The organism is Streptomyces sp. NPDC127097 (assembly GCF_042724075.1).
Lineage (GTDB): Bacteria > Actinomycetota > Actinomycetes > Streptomycetales > Streptomycetaceae > Streptomyces.
The window spans coordinates 12,923-34,164 of the sequence record NZ_JBHXFI010000023.1 but is presented as its reverse complement, the minus strand read 5'-3'; the positions used below and the strand labels follow the sequence as shown (position 1 = coordinate 34,164).

Below are 21,242 nucleotides of genomic sequence, written 5' to 3'. Positions count from 1 at the left end.
ACTTTCTTTCCAGCCTGAGGGGGCCGGTGCAGGTGACGAACAACGAAAAGCTTGTCGAGTATCTGAAGCAGGCGGCGATCGACCTGCGAGAGAGCCGCCGTCGTGTCTGGGAGCTCGAATCGGAGCCGATCGCGATCGTCGGAATGGCCTGCCGGTACCCGGGCGGGGTGTCGTCACCGGAGGACCTCTGGGACCTGGTGTCCCAGGGCGGGAACGGCATCACCGAATTCCCCGCCGACCGTGGCTGGGACATCGACTCGCTGTACGACCCGGACCCCGCGAGCCGCGGCACGTCCTACGTCCGGCAGGGCGGATTCCTGCACCAGGCCGCGGAGTTCGACCCGGCATTCTTCGGCATCTCACCGCGCGAAGCACTGGCCATGGACCCACAGCAGCGGCTGATGCTGGAGGTCTCCTGGGAAGCCGTCGAACGCGCCGGGATCGACCCCCTCTCGCTGAAGGGGAGCAAAACCGGTGTGTTCGCCGGCGTCATGTACCACGACTACGGCACCGGGATCTCCGGCATATCGGAGGAAGTGGCCGCCTTTCTGGGCAGCGGCTCCGACGGCAGCATTTTCTCCGGACGGGTGGCCTATCTGCTCGGCCTCGAAGGCCCGGCCGTATCCGTGGACACCGCCTGTTCCTCCTCACTCGTCTCCCTGCACCTCGCGATCCAGGCGCTGCGCTCCGGCGAATGCTCGATGGCGCTGGCCGGCGGCGTCACCGTGATGTCCACCCCGGTCACCTTCGTCGACTTCAGCCGCCAGCAGAACCTGGCGCGCAGCGGTGAGGTCAGGGCCTTCGGCACCGGCGCCGACGGCACCGTGCTCTCCGAAGGCGCCGGAATCCTGCTGGTGGAGCGGCTGTCGGACGCCGAGCGCAACGGTCACCCGATCCTTGCGGTGGTGCGGGGTTCGGCGGTGAACCAGGACGGCGCGTCCAACGGTCTGACCGCCCCCAACGGCCCCTCACAGCAGCGCGTCATCGACCAGGCACTCGCCAACGCAGGCGTGACCGCCGGCCAGGTCGACGCGGTGGAGGCGCACGGCACCGGTACGACGCTCGGCGACCCGATCGAGGCCCAGGCACTGCTCGCCACGTACGGCCAGGACCGCCCCGAGGACCGCCCCCTGTGGCTGGGCACGGTCAAGTCGAACATCGGACACAGCCAGGCCGCGGCCGGCGCGGCCGGTGTCATCAAGATGGTCATGGCCCTGCGGCACGGTGTGTTGCCGAAGACGCTGCACGTGGATGAGCCGTCGTCGCATGTGGACTGGTCCGCGGGTGCGGTGGAGCTGCTGACCGAGGCCAGGGACTGGCCGGAGAGCGGGCAGCCGCGTCGGGCGGGTGTGTCGTCCTTCGGCATCAGTGGGACGAATGCGCATGTGGTGCTGGAGCAGGCACCTGAAGCGGAGCGGGTGGAGTCGGTTGCTCCGGTGGTGACGGGGCCGGTGGCGGGGCAGGGGCCGGTGCCGTGGGTGCTGTCTGCTCGGTCTCCGCAGGCGTTGGCGGGGCAGGCGGAACGCCTTGCGGCATTTGTGGCGCGGCAGCCGGAGTTGGGGCTTGCTGACGTCGGGTTCTCTCTGGCGAGGAGTCGTGCGGGGCTGGAATACCGTGCCGTGGTCACGGGCTCCGACCGGGAGTCGCTGCTCGCGGCTCTGGGGGACCTGCCTTCGGTGAGTGGGCCTGTGGCGGGTGAGGGCCGTCTTGGTGTGCTGTTCACCGGTCAGGGGGCGCAGCGGCTGGGGATGGGGCGTGAGCTGTACGACGCCTATCCGGTGTTTGCGCGGGCCTGGGATGAAGTGTGTGCGGAGCTGGACGGTCTGCTGCCTCGGCCGCTGCGTGAAGTGGTGTGGGGCGAGGGTGACCTGCTCGATCAGACGCAGTATGCGCAGGCGGCGCTGTTCGCGCTGGAGGTGGCGCTGTATCGGTTGGTGGAGTCGCGTGGGGTGGCTCCGGCTGTGCTGCTGGGTCACTCGATTGGTGAGGTGACGGCTGCTTATCTGGCGGGTGTGTGGTCGCTGGCGGATGCGGCGAAGTTGGTCGCGGCGCGTGGGCGGCTGATGCAGGCGCTGCCGACTGGTGGCGTCATGGTCTCGGTGCGGGCCTCGGAGGATGAGGTCGCGCCGCTGCTGGAGGGCCGGGAGCAGGTCGGGATCGCTGCCGTCAATGGTCCTGAGGCTGTGGTGCTCTCGGGTGCTGAGGCCGAGGTGGAGCAGATCGCTGCCGCCCTGGAGGCGGAGGGCCGGAAGGTCAAGCGGCTGCGGGTGAGTCATGCCTTCCACTCGCCGCTGATGGAGCCGATGCTGGCCGGGTTCCGCGCGGTGTTGCGTCAACTCACGTACGCGGATGCTGAGTTGCCGGTCATCTCGAATGTGACCGGTCGGCTGGCCGCCCCCGCCGAGCTCCGTGACCCGGAGTACTGGGTGCGGCATGTCCGGGAGGCCGTCCGTTTCCATGACGGTATCCAGGCCGCGCACGCCGAAGGAGGCGTCACCACCTTCCTCGAACTCGGCCCGGACGGCGTCCTGTCCGCCATGGGACAGGACTGCCTCCGTGAGGTCGAGGGCACTCCCGCGGCCTTCCTCCCCGGGCTGCGCAAAGACCGGCCCGAGGCGGAAGCCGTCCTCCAAGCCCTTGGCGCTGCGTACGCGCGGGGTGTGCTGGTGGACTGGACGACGTTCTTCCCCGGTGCCCGCCAAGTGGCGCTGCCCACCTACGCGTTCCAGCGGCAGCGGTACTGGCTGGACCGCAGCGGTGTGGGTACCGGCGATGTGACCTCGGCCGGTCTGGGCGCTGCGGACCACCCGCTGCTCAGCGCTGCCATCGCCCTGCCGGATTCGGACGGGTTCCTCTTCACCGGCCGGCTGTCCCTGGCCACCCACCCCTGGCTCGCCGACCACGCCGTACTCGGCACCGCCGTGCTGCCCGGCTCGGCGCTGGTGGAGCTGGCCATCCGGGCCGGTGACCAGGTCGGCTGTGACCTGCTGGAAGAACTCACCGTGCGGACGCCGCTGATCCTGCCCGAACGCGGCGGAGTGCAGCTGCGGGTCGCGCTCGGGCAGTCCGCGGTGGACGGTCGCCGTGAGATCGCGGTATTCGCCCGCGCTGAGGAAGCGGTGGACGAGCCCTGGACTCGGCATGCCGACGGCGTGCTGGCCGCGGGGACACCCGTCGGGAGCATCGACGCTCCGGTCTGGCCGCCGGCCGGCGCGGAAGCCGTCTCCGTGGAAGGGCTGTACGGGGAGCTGGCCGCGGCCGGCTTTGCGCACGGGCCGGTGTTCGGCGGCGTACGAGCGATGTGGCGTCGTGGCGATGAGGTCTTCGCCGAGGTTGCGCTGCCCGAGGAAATCGCCGACCGGGCGGGTGAGTTCGGCCTGCATCCGGCATTGCTGGACGCGGCCCTACAGCCGGTGATCGACGGGCTGCGGCTGCCGGTCTCCTGGTCCGGGGTGCGGCTGCACGCGGTGGGCGCGGTGTCGTTGCGGGTGCGGCTGACCAAGGCCGGTGCCGGCTATGCGCTGACTGCGACGGACGAGGCCGGCGGCCTGGTGGCCTCGGCGGACGTGGTGGCGTGGGATGCGGTCTCCGCCGAGCAGTTCGCGAACGCCGGGGTGCGGCACCGGGATGCGCTGTTCGGGGTGGAGTGGTCGGAGTTGCCGCTTCGGTCTGAGCCGGTGGCGGGTTCGTGGGCGGTGCTCGGTGCGGATGTCGGGCTGGCTGCGGCGTTGGGTGCGTCGGGTGCGGACGTACTGAGTGAGCTGGTGGACGTGCCGGAGCATGTCGTGCTGGCGGTGCCTGGCGTGGATGGTGCGTTGGAGGTGCCGGCGGCGGTGCGCGCCACCGTGGGCCGGGTGCTGGAGCACCTTCAGTCCTGGCTGGCTGATGAGCGTTGCACGCGTTCGAAGCTGGTGGTCGCCACCCGGGGCGCTGTCTCGGTGGCTGGGGAGCCGCTGGATGCGGTGGGTGCCGCGGTGTGGGGTCTGTTGCGCTCCGCCCAGGCCGAGAACCCGGACCAGTTTGTGCTCGTCGACCTTGATGAGCAGCAGTCCTCGGTGGCTGTCATCGCTGCGGCGGTGGCTTCGGGTGAGCCGCAGGTGGCGGTTCGCAACGGTGTGGTCTCCGTGCCTCGGCTGGTGCGGACTGCGGCGTCGGATGGTGCGCCGGTGGTGTGGGGCTCCGAGGGCACGGTGCTGATCACGGGTGGTACGGGCACGTTGGGTGCGCTGTTCGCCCGGCATCTGGTGTCTGAACATGGCGTCCGTAGCCTGGTGTTGACCAGTCGTCGTGGTCTGGAGGCTGTCGGAGCCCGGGAGTTGCAGTCGGAGCTGGCTGAGTTGGGTGCCCGGGTGGAGGTCGTGGCGTGTGACGCGGCTGACCGGGACGCGCTGGCGGCCGTGCTGGCAGGTATCCCGGCCGACACCCCGCTGACGGGTGTGGTGCACACCGCCGGTGTCCTGGACGACGGCATCATCGGCTCGCTGACCCCTGAGCGTCTCGACACGGTTCTTCGGCCGAAGGTGGACGCGGCCTGGAACCTGCACGAGCTGACCCAGGACCTGGACCTCTCGGCGTTCGTACTGTTCTCCTCGGCCGCCGGCGTGCTCGGCAGCGCCGGACAGGGCAACTACGCCGCGGCCAACTCCTTCCTCGACGCGCTCGCTGAGCACCGTCGTCTCAGTGGCCTGCCGGGTACCTCCCTGGCCTGGGGCCTGTGGGCCGATGCCAGTGGGATGACGGGGCAGCTGAGCGATGCCGACCTGCGGCGGATGGCGGCCGACGGTGTGCTGCCGGTCTCCGCGGCCGAAGGCGTGGACCTGTTCGACGCGGCGATCGCCGGGGAATCGGCGCTCTCCGTACCGATCCATCTCGACGTGCGCGCCCTCGCCGCCGCGCCTTCGGTACCGGCGATCCTGCACGGCCTCGTACCGGTCCGGCGGCGCACCGCCGCGGCCGGCGGCGGTGCCGGCAGCACATTGCGGGACCGGCTCGTCGGGCTGACGAAGGCCGATCAGGACCGTGCTCTGCTGGACCTTGTCACCGCCCAGGTCGCCCTGGTGCTGGGCTACTCCGACAGCAGTGGGCTCGACGCGTCCAGGGCGTTCAAGGACCTCGGGTTCGATTCGCTGACCGCCGTGGAACTGCGGAACCGGATGGACAACGCCACCGGTCTGCGGCTGCCGGCCACGCTGATTTTCGACTATCCCACTCCGTCCGCGATGGTGCGCCATCTGCGCGAGGAACTGCTCGGCGGCCAGGCCGCCACCCCCGCGGTACGTGCCAAGGCAGTTGTGGACGACGAGCCCATTGCCATCGTCGGCATGGCCTGCCGTTTCCCCGGCGGGATCGACAGTCCCGACGCGCTGTGGGAGCTGCTGGCGCGTGGCGGCGATGCGATCGGTGACTTCCCGGCCGACCGTGGCTGGGACGTGGAGCGGCTGTATCACCCGGACCCGGAGCACAAGGGCACCTCGTATGTGCGCGAGGGCGGCTTCCTCGGCAACGCCGGTGATTTCGATGCCGGCTTCTTCGGCGTCTCGCCGCGTGAGGCGACCGCGATGGATCCGCAGCAACGGATCCTGCTGGAAACCTCCTGGGAGACCCTGGAGAACGCGGGCATCGACCCGACCACTCTGCGGGGCAGCGATGCCGGTGTCTTCGTCGGCACCAACGGCCAGGACTACGGCTCGGTCCTCGCCCAGGGCGCGGACAACGCGGACGGCTACCTGATCACCGGAACCTCGGCCAGCGTGGTGTCCGGCCGGGTCTCCTACTCCCTCGGCTTCGAAGGCCCCGCAGTCACCGTGGACACGGCGTGCTCCGCCTCGCTGGTGGCGCTGCACTGGGCGATGCAGGCACTGCGGTCCGGTGAATGCTCGATGGCGCTGGCCGGCGGTGTTTCGGTGATGTCCACTCCCGATACCTTCGTCGACTTCTCCCGGCAGCGCGGCCTCGCGGCGGACGGCCGCTGCAAGCCGTTCGCCGCGGCCGCGGACGGCACCGGCTGGGGTGAGGGCGTCGGCATGCTGCTCGTGGAGCGGCTCTCCGATGCCCGGCGGAACGGCCATACGGTCCTGGCGGTGGTGCGGGGTTCAGCGGTGAACCAGGACGGTGCGTCCAACGGTCTGACCGCGCCCAACGGCCCCTCGCAGCAGCGCGTGATCCGGCAGGCCCTCGCCGGCGCGGGACTGTCCCCGTCCGAGGTGGACGCGGTGGAGGCGCACGGTACCGGCACGCGGCTGGGTGACCCGATCGAGGCCCAGGCGCTGCTCGCCACGTACGGCCAGGACCGGCCCGCCGACCAGCCTTTGTGGCTCGGCGCGATCAAGTCCAACCTCGGGCACACCCAGGCCGCGGCCGGCGTCGCCGGCGTGATGAAGATGGTCCTCGCCATGCGGCAGGGCATCCTGCCCAAGACCCTGCACCTGGACGAGCCCACCCCGCACGTCGACTGGTCCGCGGGTGCGGTGGAGCTGCTCGCCGAAGCGCAGGAGTGGCCGGACACCGGCCGTCCGCGTCGCGCCGGTGTGTCGTCGTTCGGGATCAGCGGGACGAATGCGCATGTGGTGTTGGAGCAGGCTCCTGAAGCGGAGCGGGTGGAGTCGGTTGCTCCGGTGACGGGGCCGGGGCCGGTGCCGGGGCCGGTGCCGTGGGTGCTGTCGGCGCGCTCGGAGCAGGCGTTGGCGGGGCAGGCGGAACGCCTTGCGGCGTTTGTGGCGCGGCAGCCGGAGTTGGGGCTTGCTGACGTCGGGTTCTCTCTGGCGAGGAGTCGTGCGGGGCTGGAATACCGTGCCGTGGTCACGGGCTCGGACCGGGAGTCGCTGGTCGCGGCTCTGGGGAGCCTGCCTTCGGTGACTGAGCCTGTGGCGGGTGAGGGCCGTCTGGGTGTGCTGTTCACCGGTCAGGGGGCGCAGCGGCTGGGCATGGGCCGTGAGTTGTATGAGACGTATCCGGTGTTTGCGCGGGCCTGGGACGAGGTGTGTGCGGAGCTGGATGGTCTGCTGCCGCGGCCGTTGCGTGAAGTGGTGTGGGGCGAGGGAGACCTGCTCGATCAGACTCAGTACGCGCAGGCGGCGCTGTTCGCCCTCGAAGTGGCGCTCTACCGGCTCGTTGAGTCCCATGGTGTGGCTCCGGCTGTGCTGCTGGGTCACTCGATTGGTGAGGTGACGGCTGCCTATCTGGCGGGTGTCTGGTCGCTGGCGGATGCGGCGAAGCTGGTTGCGGCCCGTGGGCGGCTGATGCAGGCGCTGCCGGCCGGTGGTGTCATGGTCTCGGTGCGGGCCTCGGAGGACGAGGTCACGCCGCTGCTGGACGGCCGCGCTCAGGTCGGCATCGCCGCCATCAACGGCCCCGAGTCCGTCGTCCTCTCCGGCGCCGAGACCGAGATGGACCAGGTCATCACCGCCCTGGAGGCCGAGGGTCGCAAGGCCAAGCGGCTGCGGGTGAGCCATGCCTTCCACTCGCCCCTGATGGACCCGATGCTGGCCGAGTTCCGCACGGTCCTGAACCAACTCACCTACAGCGACGCCCAGTTGCCGATCGTCTCGAACGTGACCGGCCGTCTCGCCGACCCCGCCGAACTCCGCGACCCCGAGTACTGGGTGCGCCACGTCCGCGAAGCCGTCCGCTTCCACGACGGCATCCAGGCCGCCCACGCCGAAGGAGGCGTCGCCACCTTCCTCGAACTCGGCCCGGACGGCGTCCTGTCCGCCATGGGACAGGACTGTCTGCCGGAGAGCGCCGCCCTTCAGCCGAGTCTGCGCAAGAACCGGTCCGAGCCGGAAGCGGTTCTCCAGGCTCTGGGGGCCGTGTACGCGCGGGGCGTCGTGGTGGACTGGGCGACGTTCTTCCCCGGTGCCCGCCAAGTGGCGCTGCCCACCTACGCGTTCCAGCGGCAGCGGTACTGGCTGGACCGCACCGGCGCGGGCGCCGGCGATATGACCTCGGCCGGACTGGCCGCCGCGGATCACCCGCTGCTCAGCGCCGCGGTGCCGCTGCCCGGGTCCGACGGGTTCCTCTTCACCGGCCGGCTGTCCCTGGCCACCCACCCCTGGCTCGCCGACCACGCCGTCATGGACACCGTCCTGGTGCCCGGCACCGCGCTGGTCGAACTGGCCATCCGCGCCGGGGACCAGGTCGGCTGCGACCTGCTGGAGGAACTGACCCTTCAGGCGCCCATGATCATCCCGTCGGCCGGCGGCATACAGATCCAGATCACCGTGGACGGTCCGGACGCCCACGGCCGACGCGAGCTGTCCATGTTCTCCCGTGGCGAGGACGGTGCGGAGCCGTGGACCCAGCATGCACTGGGGGTGCTGACCACCGCGGGTGCCACCCCGGTCGCGGACCTCGGTGAGGCGGCCTGGCCGCCGGCCGGGGCCGAGGCCGTCTCCGTGGACGGCTTCTACGCGGAACTCGTCGACGCCGGATTCGGCTACGGCCCGGTGTTCCAGGGGGTACGGGCGGCCTGGCGACGCGGCCCGGAGCTGTTCGTCGAGGTGGCGCTGCCCGAGGGCGCGGCCGAGGAGGCAGCCAAGTTCGGGCTGCACCCGGCACTGCTCGACGCCGTACTCCAGACCTTCGGTCTCAGCGATGACCTCGGCACGGACGGCCCCGGCCTGCCCTTCGCCTGGGCCGGCGTGCGCCTGCACGCCGTCGGCGCGGCCTCCTTGCGTGCCCGGCTGACGCCCACGGGCGATGGCGGCATGCGGATCCTGGCCGTCGATGACGCGGGCGCCCCGGTAGCCACCATCGACGCCCTGACCACCCGACCGGTGCCTGCCGCCGGGCAGCTGGCGAGTGCCGGCGGCGGACAGCGCGAGGCGCTGTACGCGGTGGAGTGGGCGCCGGTCGCGCTGCCCGCCGGGGATGTGGATGGCTCGTGGGCGGTGGCCGACGAGGATGTGGTGCTGGCGGCCGGTCTGGGCGTGGGAGTCCTGGATCCGTCGGCGGAGTCGGTGCCGGGCCATGTGGCGTGGTCCCCGGACGTGGAGACGGGCGCGAGCGCGGATGTTCCGGGCTCGGTGCGCGGGGCCACGGCTGAGGTGTTGCAGCGGGTACAGACATGGCTGGCGGATGAGCGGTGCGACGCTTCGACGCTGGTGGTCGTGACCCGGGGCGCCGTCTCGACGGCGAGCAGCGAGCCGGTCGAGGTGGCGGCGGCCGCGGTGTGGGGGCTGGTGCGGTCCGCGCAGTCGGAGAATCCGGGCCGGCTCGTGCTGGTCGACGTGGACGGTGCGGCGAGTTCGCTCCAGGCGGTCCGTGCGGCCGTGGCGTCCGGCGAGCCGCAGCTGGCGGTCCGGAACGGCGTGGTCTCGGTGCCGCGGTTGGCGCGGACCGTGCCGTCCGGGGTGGACGGTGCGCCGGTGTGGAACCCCGAGGGCACGGTGCTGATCACTGGTGGCACCGGGAATCTGGGTGCGCTGTTCGCCCGTCATCTGGTGTCTGAACACGGCGTCCGCAGGCTGGTGTTGACGAGCCGTCGTGGTCTGGAGGCCGGCGGTGCCCGGGAGTTGCGGTCCGAGCTGACTGAGCTGGGTGCCCGGGTGGAGGTCGTGGCGTGTGACGCGGCTGACCGGGAGGCCCTCGGGGCGCTGCTGGCGGGCATCCCGGCGGACGCACCCCTGACGGGCGTGGTGCATACGGCAGGTGTCCTGGACGACGGGATCATCGGCTCGCTGACTCCGGAACGCCTCGACACCGTGCTTCGGCCGAAGGTGGATGCGGCCTGGAACCTGCACGAGCTGACCGAGGGCATGGACCTGTCGGCGTTCGTGCTGTTCTCCTCCGCTGCCGGTGTGCTCGGCAGCGCCGGGCAGGGCAACTACGCCGCGGCCAACTCCTTCCTCGACGCCCTCGCTCAGCACCGTCGTCTCAATGACCGGCCGGGTACCTCCCTGGCCTGGGGGCCGTGGGCGGCGGACACCAGTGGGATGACCGGCCAGGTCGAGGACACCCATCTGCGGCGGATGGCCGCGGACGGGTTCCTGGCGATCTCCGCGGCCGACGGCACCGCGATGTTCGACGCGGCCGTCGGCGCCGACGAGGCCGTGATCGCAGCGATCCGGCTGGACGCGCGGGCCCTGGCGGCCTCCGGGGCGGTGCCGGCGATCCTGCGCGGAGTGGTGCGGGCGCCCGTACGTCGCACCGCGGCCGAGGCCACCTCGGCCGGATCGCTGGGCGACCGCCTGCTCGGCCTCCCCGTCGAGGAACGCGATGAGCTGCTGCTCGACCTGGTGACCACCCAGGTGGCGGCCGTCCTCGGCTACGAGAACTCGGGAGCGGTCCGTATCGACCAGGTCTTCAAGGACCTCGGATTCGACTCGCTGACCGCGGTCGAACTGCGCAACCGGCTCAACTCGGCCACCGGCCTCCGGCTTCCCGCGACCCTGGTCTTCGACTACCCGACCCCGGCCGCGCTGCTGGACCACCTGCGCGACGAGCTGGTCGGGGACCGGGACCAGCCGGCTGTCACCAGCGTCGCCACCGGCACGACGATGGACGAACCCATCGCCATCATCGGTATGGCCTGCCACCTCCCCGGCAACGTCCACAGCCCCGAGGACCTCTGGGGCATGCTGGAATCCGGGCGGGACGGCATCTCCGCCTTCCCCGGCGACCGCGGCTGGAACCTCGACGCCCTGTACCACCCGGACCCCGACCACCAGGGCACCTCGTACACGCGCGAGGGCGGTTTCCTGGACGGCGCCGCGGACTTCGACCCCACGTTCTTCGGGATCAGCCCGAACGAGGCGCTGGCCATGGACCCGCAGCAGCGGCTCCTGCTGGAAACGTCCTGGGAGGCCCTGGAGAGCGCGGGCATCGACCCCACCACCCTGCGCGGCACCCCGACCGGTGTATACGCCGGACTCATGTACCACGACTACGTCCACCAGTTGCAGTCCGTGGGCGAGGGCGTCGAGGGCTTCATGGGCACCGGCAACTCCGGCAGTGTGACCTCCGGCCGGCTGGCCTACTCCTTCGGCTTCGAAGGGCCCGCGGTCACCGTGGACACCGCGTGCTCGTCCTCTCTGGTGGCCCTGCACTTCGCGGTGCAGGCGCTGCGGTCCGGTGAATGCTCGCTGGCCCTGGCCGGCGGCGTGACCGTGATGGCCACCCCCGATACGTTCATCGACTTCTCCCGGCAGCGTGGCCTGTCCGCGGACGGCCGCTGCAAGCCGTTCGCCGCGGCCGCGGACGGTACGGGCTGGGGCGAGGGCGTCGGCATGCTGCTCGTGGAGCGGCTGTCGGACGCCCGGCGCAACGGTCACCGGGTCCTTGCGGTGGTGCGGGGTTCGGCGGTGAACCAGGACGGTGCGTCCAACGGTCTGACCGCCCCGAATGGTCCCTCGCAGCAGCGCGTGATCCGGCAGGCCCTGGCTGGCGCACGGCTGTCCCCGTCCGAGGTGGACGCGGTGGAGGCGCACGGTACCGGCACGCGGCTGGGTGACCCGATTGAGGCCCAGGCGCTGCTGGCCACGTACGGCCAGGACCGGCCGGAGGACCGGCCGCTGTGGCTGGGATCCATCAAGTCGAACATCGGGCACACCCAGGCCGCGGCCGGTGTGGCCGGCGTGATGAAGATGATCCTCGCCATGCGGCAGGGCATCCTGCCCAAGTCACTGCACGTGGACGAGCCCTCCCCGCACGTGGACTGGGCCGCCGGCGCGGTCGAACTGCTCGCCGAGGCGCGCGCATGGCCGGACACCGGCCGTCCGCGTCGGGCGGGAGTGTCGTCGTTCGGTATCAGCGGGACGAATGCGCATGTGGTGCTGGAGCAGGCTCCTGAAGAGGAGCGGGTGGAGTCGGTTGCTCCGGTGACGGGGCCGGGGCCGGGGCCGGTGCCGTGGGTGCTGTCGGCGCGCTCGGAGCAGGCGTTGTCGGCTCAGGCGGGCCGGTTGGCGTCCTTTGTGGCGGAGCGGCCGGAGGTGGGCCTGGCCGATGTCGGGTTCTCCCTGCTGAGCACCCGGGCGGAGCTGGAGCACCGGGCCGTGGTGATCGGCGCTGAGCGGGATCAGCTGCTCAACGGCTTGCGCGGCCTTGCCGGTGGCCTGGATGGCGGTGCCGGTGTGGTCCAGGGCAGCGTGGCGGCCACGGCAGCCTCTGGCGCGGTGCTGGTGTTCCCCGGTCAGGGCTCGCAGTGGCTCGGCATGGCGGACCAACTCCTCGCTACGTCACCGGTGTTCGCGGGGCGGATGGCTGAGTGTGGTGCGGCGCTGTCGGAGTTCGTGTCCTGGGATCTGATGGCGGTGCTGTCGGATGAGGACGCGTTGGCCCGGGTTGATGTGGTGCAGCCGGTGCTGTGGGCGGTGATGGTGTCGTTGGCCGCGGTCTGGGAGGACTGTGGCGTGGTGCCGTCGGCTGTGGTGGGTCACTCTCAGGGGGAGATCGCCGCGGCCTGCGTCGCCGGGATCCTGTCGCTGCGTGACGGTGCGCGGGTGGTGGCGTTGCGCAGTCAGGCCATCGGTCGGGTGTTGGCCGGGCGGGGTGGCATGGTGTCGGTCGCCGGCTCCCGTGAGGCCGTTCAGGAGCGCATCGCCAAGTGGGGCGAGCGGGTGTCCGTCGCCGCCATCAACGGGCCGTCCGCCACGGTGGTTTCTGGTGAACCTGATGCCTTGCAGGAGCTGCTGGCGGAGTGTGCTGAGGAGGAGGTGCGGGCGCGGCAGATCCCGGTGGATTACGCCTCCCACGGCGCGCAGGTCGAGGAGCTGCGCGAAGAGCTCGCGGCGGTCCTGGCCCAGGTTGCGCCTGCGGAAGGCCGCATCCCCTTCTACTCGGCGGTGAACGCTTCGCCCGTGTCGGGCGCGGAGCTGGACGCCGCGTACTGGTTCGAGAACCTGCGCAACACGGTGCGGTTCGAGGAGGCCGTCCAGGCGCTGTTGGCTGACGGGCACGGAGTGTTCGTGGAGTGCAGTGCGCACCCCGTACTGACGCCTGGAATCGAGGACACCGCGCAACGGGCGGGCAGCCCCGTCGTGGTGACCGGGACCCTGCGCCGCGACGAAGGCGGCTGGCCCCGGTTCGCGCAATCGCTCGGTCAGCTCTGGGCGCACGGCGTGCCGGTGGACTGGAGCACCCTGGTACCGGCCGGCCGGCGGGTCGACCTGCCCACCTACGCCTTCCAGCACAAGCGCTACTGGCCCGCCACTGTGGTCGCGGCCGGTGACGCCACCGGCCTCGGCCAGGCGGACTCGCAGCATCCCCTGCTGGGCGCGGCCGTGGCCCTGCCCGAGTCCGACGGCTACCTGTTCACCGCGCGGCTGTCCCAGGCCACGCACCCCTGGCTGGCCGACCACTCGGTACTCGGCGCCGTGGTGCTGCCGAGTTCTGCCCTCGTGGAGCTGGCCATCCGGGCCGGCGACCAGGTCGGCTGCGATCTGCTGGAAGAACTCACCGTGCTGGCTCCGGCTCTCCTGCCGGACGGTGCCGGGCTCCAGCTCCGTGTCACCGTCGGCGAGTCCGATGAGGACGGTCGCCGGGAGCTGGCCGTGTTCTCCCGCGTTGAGGACGCCGAAACCGATCTGCCCTGGACCCGGCACGCCACCGGTGTATTGGCCGCGGGTGCCGCACCCGTCGGATTCGGCGAAGCGGTCTGGCCCCCGGCCGGCTCCGACACCTTGACGGTGGACGGGCTCTACGACGAACTCGCCGCCGCCGGGATCACCCATGGCCCGGTCTTCGAGAACGTCCGAGCGGCCTGGCGCCGCGGTACGGACCTGTTCGCCGAGGTCGCTCTGACGGAGGAGAGCGCGGGCGAGGCGGGCCGATTCGGCTTGCACCCTGCCCTGCTCGACGCCGCGCTGCATCCGGTGACGCGCCAGGAGGCCGCGGACGGGACGCGACTCGCCACTCAGTGGACCGGCGTGACGCTGTTCGCCGAGGGCGCGACCGCGCTACGGGTCAAGCTCTCCAGCGTGGGGGACGGCTATGCCCTCGTAGTCGCCGATCACGACGGCGAAGTGGTCGCCGCGGCCGAATCCATTGCCTGGACGGCGATTTCCGAAGCGGACGTGGCTGTCGCCGGCCCGGAGCACCGGGATGCGCTGTTCGGGGTGGAGTGGTCGGAGTTGCCGCTTCGGTCTGAGCCGGTGGCGGGTTCGTGGGCGGTGCTCGGTGCGGAGGTCGGGCTGGCTGCGGCGTTGGGTGCGTCGGGTGCGGACGTACTGAGTGAGCTGGTGGACGTGCCGGAGCATGTCGTGCTGGCGGTGCCTGGCGTGGATGGTGCGTTGGAGGTGCCGGCGGCGGTGCGCGCCACCGTGGGCCGGGTGCTGGAGCACCTTCAGTCGTGGCTGGCTGATGAGCGTTGCACGCGTTCGAAGCTGGTGGTGGCGACCCGTGGTGCCGTCTCCGTGGCCGGAGAACCGCTGGATGCCGTGGGCGGCGCGGTGTGGGGTCTGCTGCGTTCCGCGCAGAGTGAGAACCCGGATCAGTTTGTGCTGCTTGATCTTGATGAGCAGCAGTCCTCGGTGGACGCTATTGCTGCGGCGGTGGCTTCGGGTGAGCCGCAGGTGGCGGTTCGCGACGGTGTGGTCTCCGTGCCTCGGCTGGTGCGGACTGCGCCGTCGGATGGTGCGCCGGTGGTGTGGGGCTCCGAGGGCACGGTGCTGATCACGGGTGGTACGGGCACGTTGGGTGCGCTGTTCGCCCGGCATCTGGTGTCCGAACATGGCGTCCGCAGGCTGGTGTTGACCAGCCGCCGTGGTCTGGACGCCGGCGGAGCCCGGGAGTTGCGGTCCGAGCTGACTGAGCTGGGTGCCCGGGTTGATGTGGTCGCCTGCGACGCGGCTGACCGGGACGCGCTGGCCGCCGTGCTGGCAAGCATCCCGGCCGACGCCCCGCTGACGGGCGTAGTGCATACGGCAGGTGTCCTGGACGACGGCATCATCGGCTCGCTGACCCCTGAGCGTCTCGACACGGTTCTTCGGCCGAAGGTGGATGCGGCCTGGAACCTGCACGAGCTGACCCAGGGCCTGGACCTGTCCGCGTTCGTGCTGTTCTCCTCGGCCGCCGGTGTGCTCGGCAGCGCCGGACAAGGCAGTTACGCGGCGGCGAATACGTTCCTGGATGCTCTCGCCGAGCACCGTCGTCTCAGTGGTCTGCCGGGTACTTCCCTGGCCTGGGGCCTGTGGGCCGATGCCAGTGGGATGACCGGGCAGCTCAGTGAGACCGACCTGCGGCGGATGGCCCGGGGCGGGATGATCCCGCTCGGTCAGGCTGAAGGCGCTGCGCTGTTCGACGCTGCCCTGGGCACGGACCAGCCGGTTGCGCTGTCCGCCCATCTGGACCTGAACACCATCGCCGCCACCGGAGAGGTTCCGTCACTGCTGCGCAGCCTGGTGCGGGTCCGGCGTCGTGCCGTGACCACCGGCAGCGCAACGGCCGACACCCTCGCCGAGCGACTGCGCCCGATGACCGAGCCGGAGCGTGAGCGGACCTTGGTGGAACTGGTCCGCCGGCAGGCATCCGCCGTACTCGGCTACGACGGCGGCGACGCCGTGGGGACCACCCGGGCCTTCAAGGAGCTCGGCTTCGATTCGCTCACCGCGGTCGAACTGCGGAACCGGCTGAACGCGGCCACCGGGCTGACCCTGCCGGCCACGCTGATCTTCGACTACCCGAACCCGGAGGCCCTCGCCCGCTACGTACGCGAGGAACTGCTGGGCACGGTGGCCGCACCGGTCGCCACGGTCCCGGTGGCCCGGCCCGTCGACGACGACCCCATCGTGATCGTCGGTATGGCCTGCCGCTACCCCGGAGGGGTGTCTTCCCCGGACGACCTCTGGCAGCTCGTGACCAGCGGTGGGGACGCCATCTCCGGCTTCCCCGTCAACCGCGGCTGGGACCTGGACAACCTGTTCGGCAGCGACTCCGCCGAAACCGGGAAGAGCATCACCCAGCAGGGCGGATTCCTTTATGACGCGGGCGAGTTCGATGCCGGCTTCTTCGGGATCAGCCCCCGGGAGGCCCTGGCGGCCGATCCGCAGCAGCGCATTCTGCTGGAGGCCGCCTGGGAGACCTTCGAGAACGCGGGTATCGACCCGCTGGCCCTGAGCGGCAGCCAGACCGGGGTGTTCACCGGGATCAACTACCACGACTATGCGCCCGCCGACGGAAACGTGCCCGAGGACATCGAGGGCTACCTCACCACCGGTGGCGCGGGCAGCGTGCTCTCCGGCCGTATCTCCTACTCGCTCGGCCTCGAAGGGCCGGCGGTGACCGTGGACACGGCCTGCTCCTCGTCACTGGTGGCATTGCACTTGGCGATCCAGGCGCTGCGCTCCGGGGAGTGCTCGATGGCCCTGGCCGGTGGTGTCTGCGTCATGGCCACCCCGGGCAACTTCGTGGAGTTCTCCCGGCAGCGCGGCCTCGCGGCGGACGGCCGCTGCAAGCCGTTCGCCGGCGCCGCGGACGGCACGGGCTGGGCCGAAGGCGCCGGCATGGTGCTGGTCGAGCGGCTGTCGGACGCCCGGCGCAATGGTCACCCGGTGCTTGCGGTGGTGCGGGGTTCGGCGGTGAACCAGGACGGTGCGTCCAACGGTCTGACCGCCCCCAACGGCCCTTCGCAGCAGCGGGTGATCCGTCAGGCACTCGCCAACGCCGGACTCGAACCGTCGGACGTGGACGCCGTGGAGGCGCATGGCACCGGTACGACGCTCGGCGACCCGATCGAGGCCCAGGCGCTGCTCGCCACGTACGGGCAGAACCGGCCCGCCGACCAGCCGCTGTGGCTCGGCGCGGTCAAGTCCAACATCGGGCACACCCAGGCCGCCGCCGGTGCGGCCGGCGTCATCAAGATGGTCTTCGCGCTCCAGCAGGGGCTGCTGCCCAAGACCCTGCACGTGGACGAGCCCACCCCGCATGTCGACTGGTCCGCGGGTGCGGTGGAGCTGCTCACCGAGACACGGAAGTGGCCGGAGACCGGCCGCCCGCGCCGGACCGGAATCTCCGCCTTCGGTATCAGCGGCACCAACGCCCACGTCATCCTTGAGCAGGCGCCCCTGGAGGAACTCGCCACGACGGCACGCGCCACGACGGAACCGACTACGACGGAACCCGCGAAGTCGGAAACCGCCGAGGTCACGTCCGCCGGTAGCGGGCCTGCCGGTTCGCTGTCCTGGACGCTCTCGGCGCGGACGCAGGAAGCCCTGTACGCGCAGGCGGCACGACTGGTGGCCTTCACCGCCGAGCACCCGGAACTGGCCCCGGCCGACATCGGGTTCTCGCTGGCCACCACCCGCGCGGCGTTGGAGCACCGCGCGGTCGTCACCGGGGCGGACCGGGATGCCCTGCTGGCCGCGGCCGGACGGCTGGCCGCGGGTGAACACCCCACGGCGGTCGCCGGCGATGGCCGGGTCGGTGTGCTGTTCACCGGCCAGGGCGCTCAGCGACTGGGCATGGGCCGTGAGCTGTACGACGCCTTCCCGGTGTTTGCCCGGGCCTGGGACGAGGTGTGCGGGGAACTGGACGGTCTGCTGCCGCGGCCGTTGCGTGAAGTGGTGTGGGGCGAGGCAGACCTGCTCGATCAGACCCAATATGCGCAGGCGGCGCTGTTCGCCCTCGAAGTCGCGCTCTACCGTCTCGTTGAGTCCCTTGGTGTGGCTCCGGCTGTGCTGCTGGGTCACTCGATCGGTGAGGTGACGGCTGCCTATCTGGCGGGTGTCTGGTCGCTGGCGGATGCGGCGAAGCTGGTCGCCGCGCGTGGGCGTCTGATGCAGGCGCTGCCGGCAGGTGGTGTCATGGCGTCGGTGCGGGCCTCTGAGGACGAGGTCACGCCGCTGCTGGACGGCTGCGCTCAGGTCGGTATCGCCGCCGTCAACGGTCCGGAGTCCGTCGTCCTCTCCGGCGCCGAGACCGAGATGGACCAGGTCATCACCGCCCTGGAGGCGGAGGGCCGCAAGGTCAAGCGGCTGCGGGTGAGCCATGCCTTCCACTCGCCGCTGATGGACCCGATGCTGGCCGAGTTCCGCACGGTCCTGGACCAACTCACCTACTCCGACGCCCAGTTGCCGGTCGTCTCGAACGTGACCGGCTTGCTGGCCGACCCCGCCGAACTCCGCGACCCCGAGTACTGGGTGCGCCACGTCCGCGAAGCCGTCCGCTTCCACGACGGCATCCAGGCCGCCCACGCCGAAGGAGGCGTCACCACCTTCCTCGAACTCGGCCCGGACGGCGTCCTGTCCGCCATGGGACAGGACTGCCTACCGCAGACCGCCGCACATAACACCCCCACCACCCTCCAGCCCAGCCTCCGCAAGGACCGTCCCGAACCCGGAGCGCTGATTGACGCACTGGGCGGGCTGTGGGCCCGTGGCGTCGCGGTGGACTGGACCCCGCTGTTCCCGGGGGCCCGCCGGGTGGCGCTGCCCACCTACGCGTTCCAGCGGCAGAACTACTGGCTGACGGCCAACGCGGGGGGCGGCAACGTGTCCTCGATCGGGCTGGGCGCCGCGGACCATCCGCTGCTCGGTGCCGCGGTCACCCTGCCGGATGCCGTGGTCCTCACCGGTCGGCTGTCCCTGGCCACGCATCCGTGGCTGGCCGACCACACCATCATGGACACCGTTCTCCTGCCGGGAACCGCCCTGGTCGAACTCGCCATCCAGGCCGGGGACCAGGTCGGCTGCGATCTCCTGGACGAGCTCACCCTGCACGCCCCGCTGATCCTCCCGCCGCACGGCGGAATGCAGCTGCGGGTCACGGTGGGGGAGGAGTCGGCCGGGGACGGGCGCCGTGAACTCGCGGTGTTCTCCCGTGACGAGAACGAGCCCGACGAGGAGTGGACCCGGAATGCCACCGGCTCACTGACCGTCGCGGCGGATACACCCGTTACACCCGTGCGCTTCAGCGAAACCGTCTGGCCGCCGGCCGATGCCGAGCGCATCCCGGTGGACGGGTTCTACGAGGAGTTGGTCTCGGTCGGCTTCGCGTACGGGCCGGTGTTCCAGGGGCTGCGCGCGGCCTGGCGGCGGGGTGCGGAGGTGTTCGCCGAAGTGGCCCTGCCCGAGGAGCCGGGCGCCGATGCGGCGAAGTTCGCCCTGCACCCGGCGCTGCTCGATGCCGCGCTCCAGACCGTGGGACTGCTCGGGGACGCCGTATCGGGGCTGCCTTTCGCCTGGACCGGGGTCCGGCTGCACGCCGTCGGCGCGAGCGCACTGCGGGTCCGGCTCTCCCCGTCCGGTGACGGCGGGGTGCAGGTCCTGGTGGCCGACGAGACCGGTGCGCCGGTGGCCACCATCGATTCCCTGGTGACCCGACCGGTGCCGGCCGAACAGCTCGGCTCCACCACGCGGCGCGGAGCGCTGTACGAACTCGTCTGGAACGTCCTTGAAGAGGAAGCCGCCGAGTCCGTATCCGGTAGCTGGACCGTGGTCGGCCCGGAGGCCGAGAAGATCGCCGAACCTCTGCGGCGGGCGGGTGTGGACGTCAGTACCTGCCCGGAGCCCGCGAACGCGGCGGGCCAGGGCACGGCACCGGACTTCGTGGTGCTGCCGGTAGTGGTGCCGGCGTCCGGTGCCGGGACGGAGATGACACCGGCCGCGGCCCGTGCGGCGGTGCACAGTGTCCTGGGCACGGTGCAGTCCTGGCTGGCTGACGAGCGCCTTGAGGACACCCGGCTGGTCGTCCTCACCCGGGGCGCGGTCTCACCCGACCGGGCACCGGCCGACCTGGCGACCACTCCCGTCTGGGGCCTGCTGCGTTCCGCGCAGTCGGAGCACCCGGACCGGATCGTGCTGGCCGACCTCGACGACGAGGACGCCTCGCCGGCGCGGCTGCCCGCGCTGATCGCCGCCGGTGAACCGCAGGCCGCGATCCGCCGGGGAGTCCTCTCGGTGCCGCGCCTCACCGCGCTCGAACCGTCCGGGCAGGACAGCGCCCCGGTGTGGAACACCGGAGGCACCGTGCTGATCACCGGCGGTACCGGTGTGCTGGGCGCCGAGGTCGCGCGGCATCTGGTGACCGGACACGGCGTACGGAACCTGGTGCTGACCAGCCGCAGCGGCCCGACGGCCGAAGGCGCCGGGGAACTGCGGGCCCAACTCACCGCGGCCGGCGCCCGGGTGGAGATCCTCGCCTGCGATGCGGCCGACCGGGACGCGCTCGCCGCGGTGCTGGCCGGGATTGCGGCGGACGCTCCGCTGACCGGGGTGGTGCACACCGCCGGAGTCACCGACGACGGGGTGATCACCTCGCTGACCCCCGACCGGGTGGACCGGGTGCTGCGCCCCAAGGTCGACGCCGCCTGGAACCTGCACGAGCTGACCCAGGACCTGGACCTGTCCGCGTTCGTGCTGTTCTCCTCGGTCGCCGGCATCCTCGGCGCACCGGGACAGGGCAACTACGCCGCCGCCAACACCTTCCTGGACGCGCTCGCCGCGCACCGGAGGGCGGCGGGACTGCCCGCGGTCTCGTTGCCCTGGGGGCTGTGGGCGCAGAGCAGCGGCATGACCGGAAAGCTCGGCGAGGCCGACCTGCGGCGCATCGGAAGCGGCGGGCTGGTACCGCTGTCCTCCGAGGCGGGCGTGGCACTGCTCGACGCGGCCACCGTGGCCGGCCCGGCCGTGGTGCTCCCGATGGACCTGGACCCGCGGAAGCTGGCGGCGTCGGGGGACATCCCCGCGGTGCTGCGCGGCGTGGTGCGGACACCCGCACGGCGGGCCGCGGCAGCCGGTCCGGTCGTGGCGGAGGTATCGCTGGGCGACCGGCTGGGGGCGGTGCCGGCAGCCGAACGGTCCGGCATGGTGCTCGATCTGGTGCGCACCCATGTCGCCGCGGTCCTCGGACATGCGGAGACCGCGAAGATGAAGGCGGATCAGCAGTTCACGGATCTCGGCTTCGACTCGCTGACCGCGGTGGAACTGCGCAACCGTCTGCACACCGCCACCGGTCTGCGGCTGCCGGCCACCTTGATCTTCGACTATCCGACCTCCGCCGCGCTCGCGGACCACATCCTCGGCGAGGTGGCGGCGAACGAGCCCGATCCCGTCGCGATGGTGCTGGCCACCATCGAAAAGCTGGAAGCCGGTCTCTCGATGCTGCGGACGGAGAGCGGTGACCGAAGGGATATCACCAAGCGGCTGGAGCGTGCGCTGAGCCAGTACCGCGACGGCGATGCGGCGGAATACGGCGACGACACGGACAGCGATATCCGCGACGCCTCAACCGATGAACTACTGGACGTCTTTGACCGGGAGTTCGGTAACTCATGATCTTCCAGAACATTTTTCGTGCCGGTCGAAGGGGCG

At 71.3% G+C, this 21,242-nt stretch carries 1 protein-coding gene; it reads left to right on the top strand.

Going from position 1 to position 21,242, the window contains the following annotated elements:
* The first annotated feature begins 26 nt into the window (after positions 1-26).
* Positions 27-21,206: an SDR family NAD(P)-dependent oxidoreductase gene (locus ACFWJW_RS19075; protein ID WP_387242298.1), complete on the top strand. Its 21,180-nt coding sequence runs from the start codon at positions 27-29 to the stop codon at positions 21,204-21,206.
* Positions 21,207-21,242: the final 36 nt, after the last annotated feature.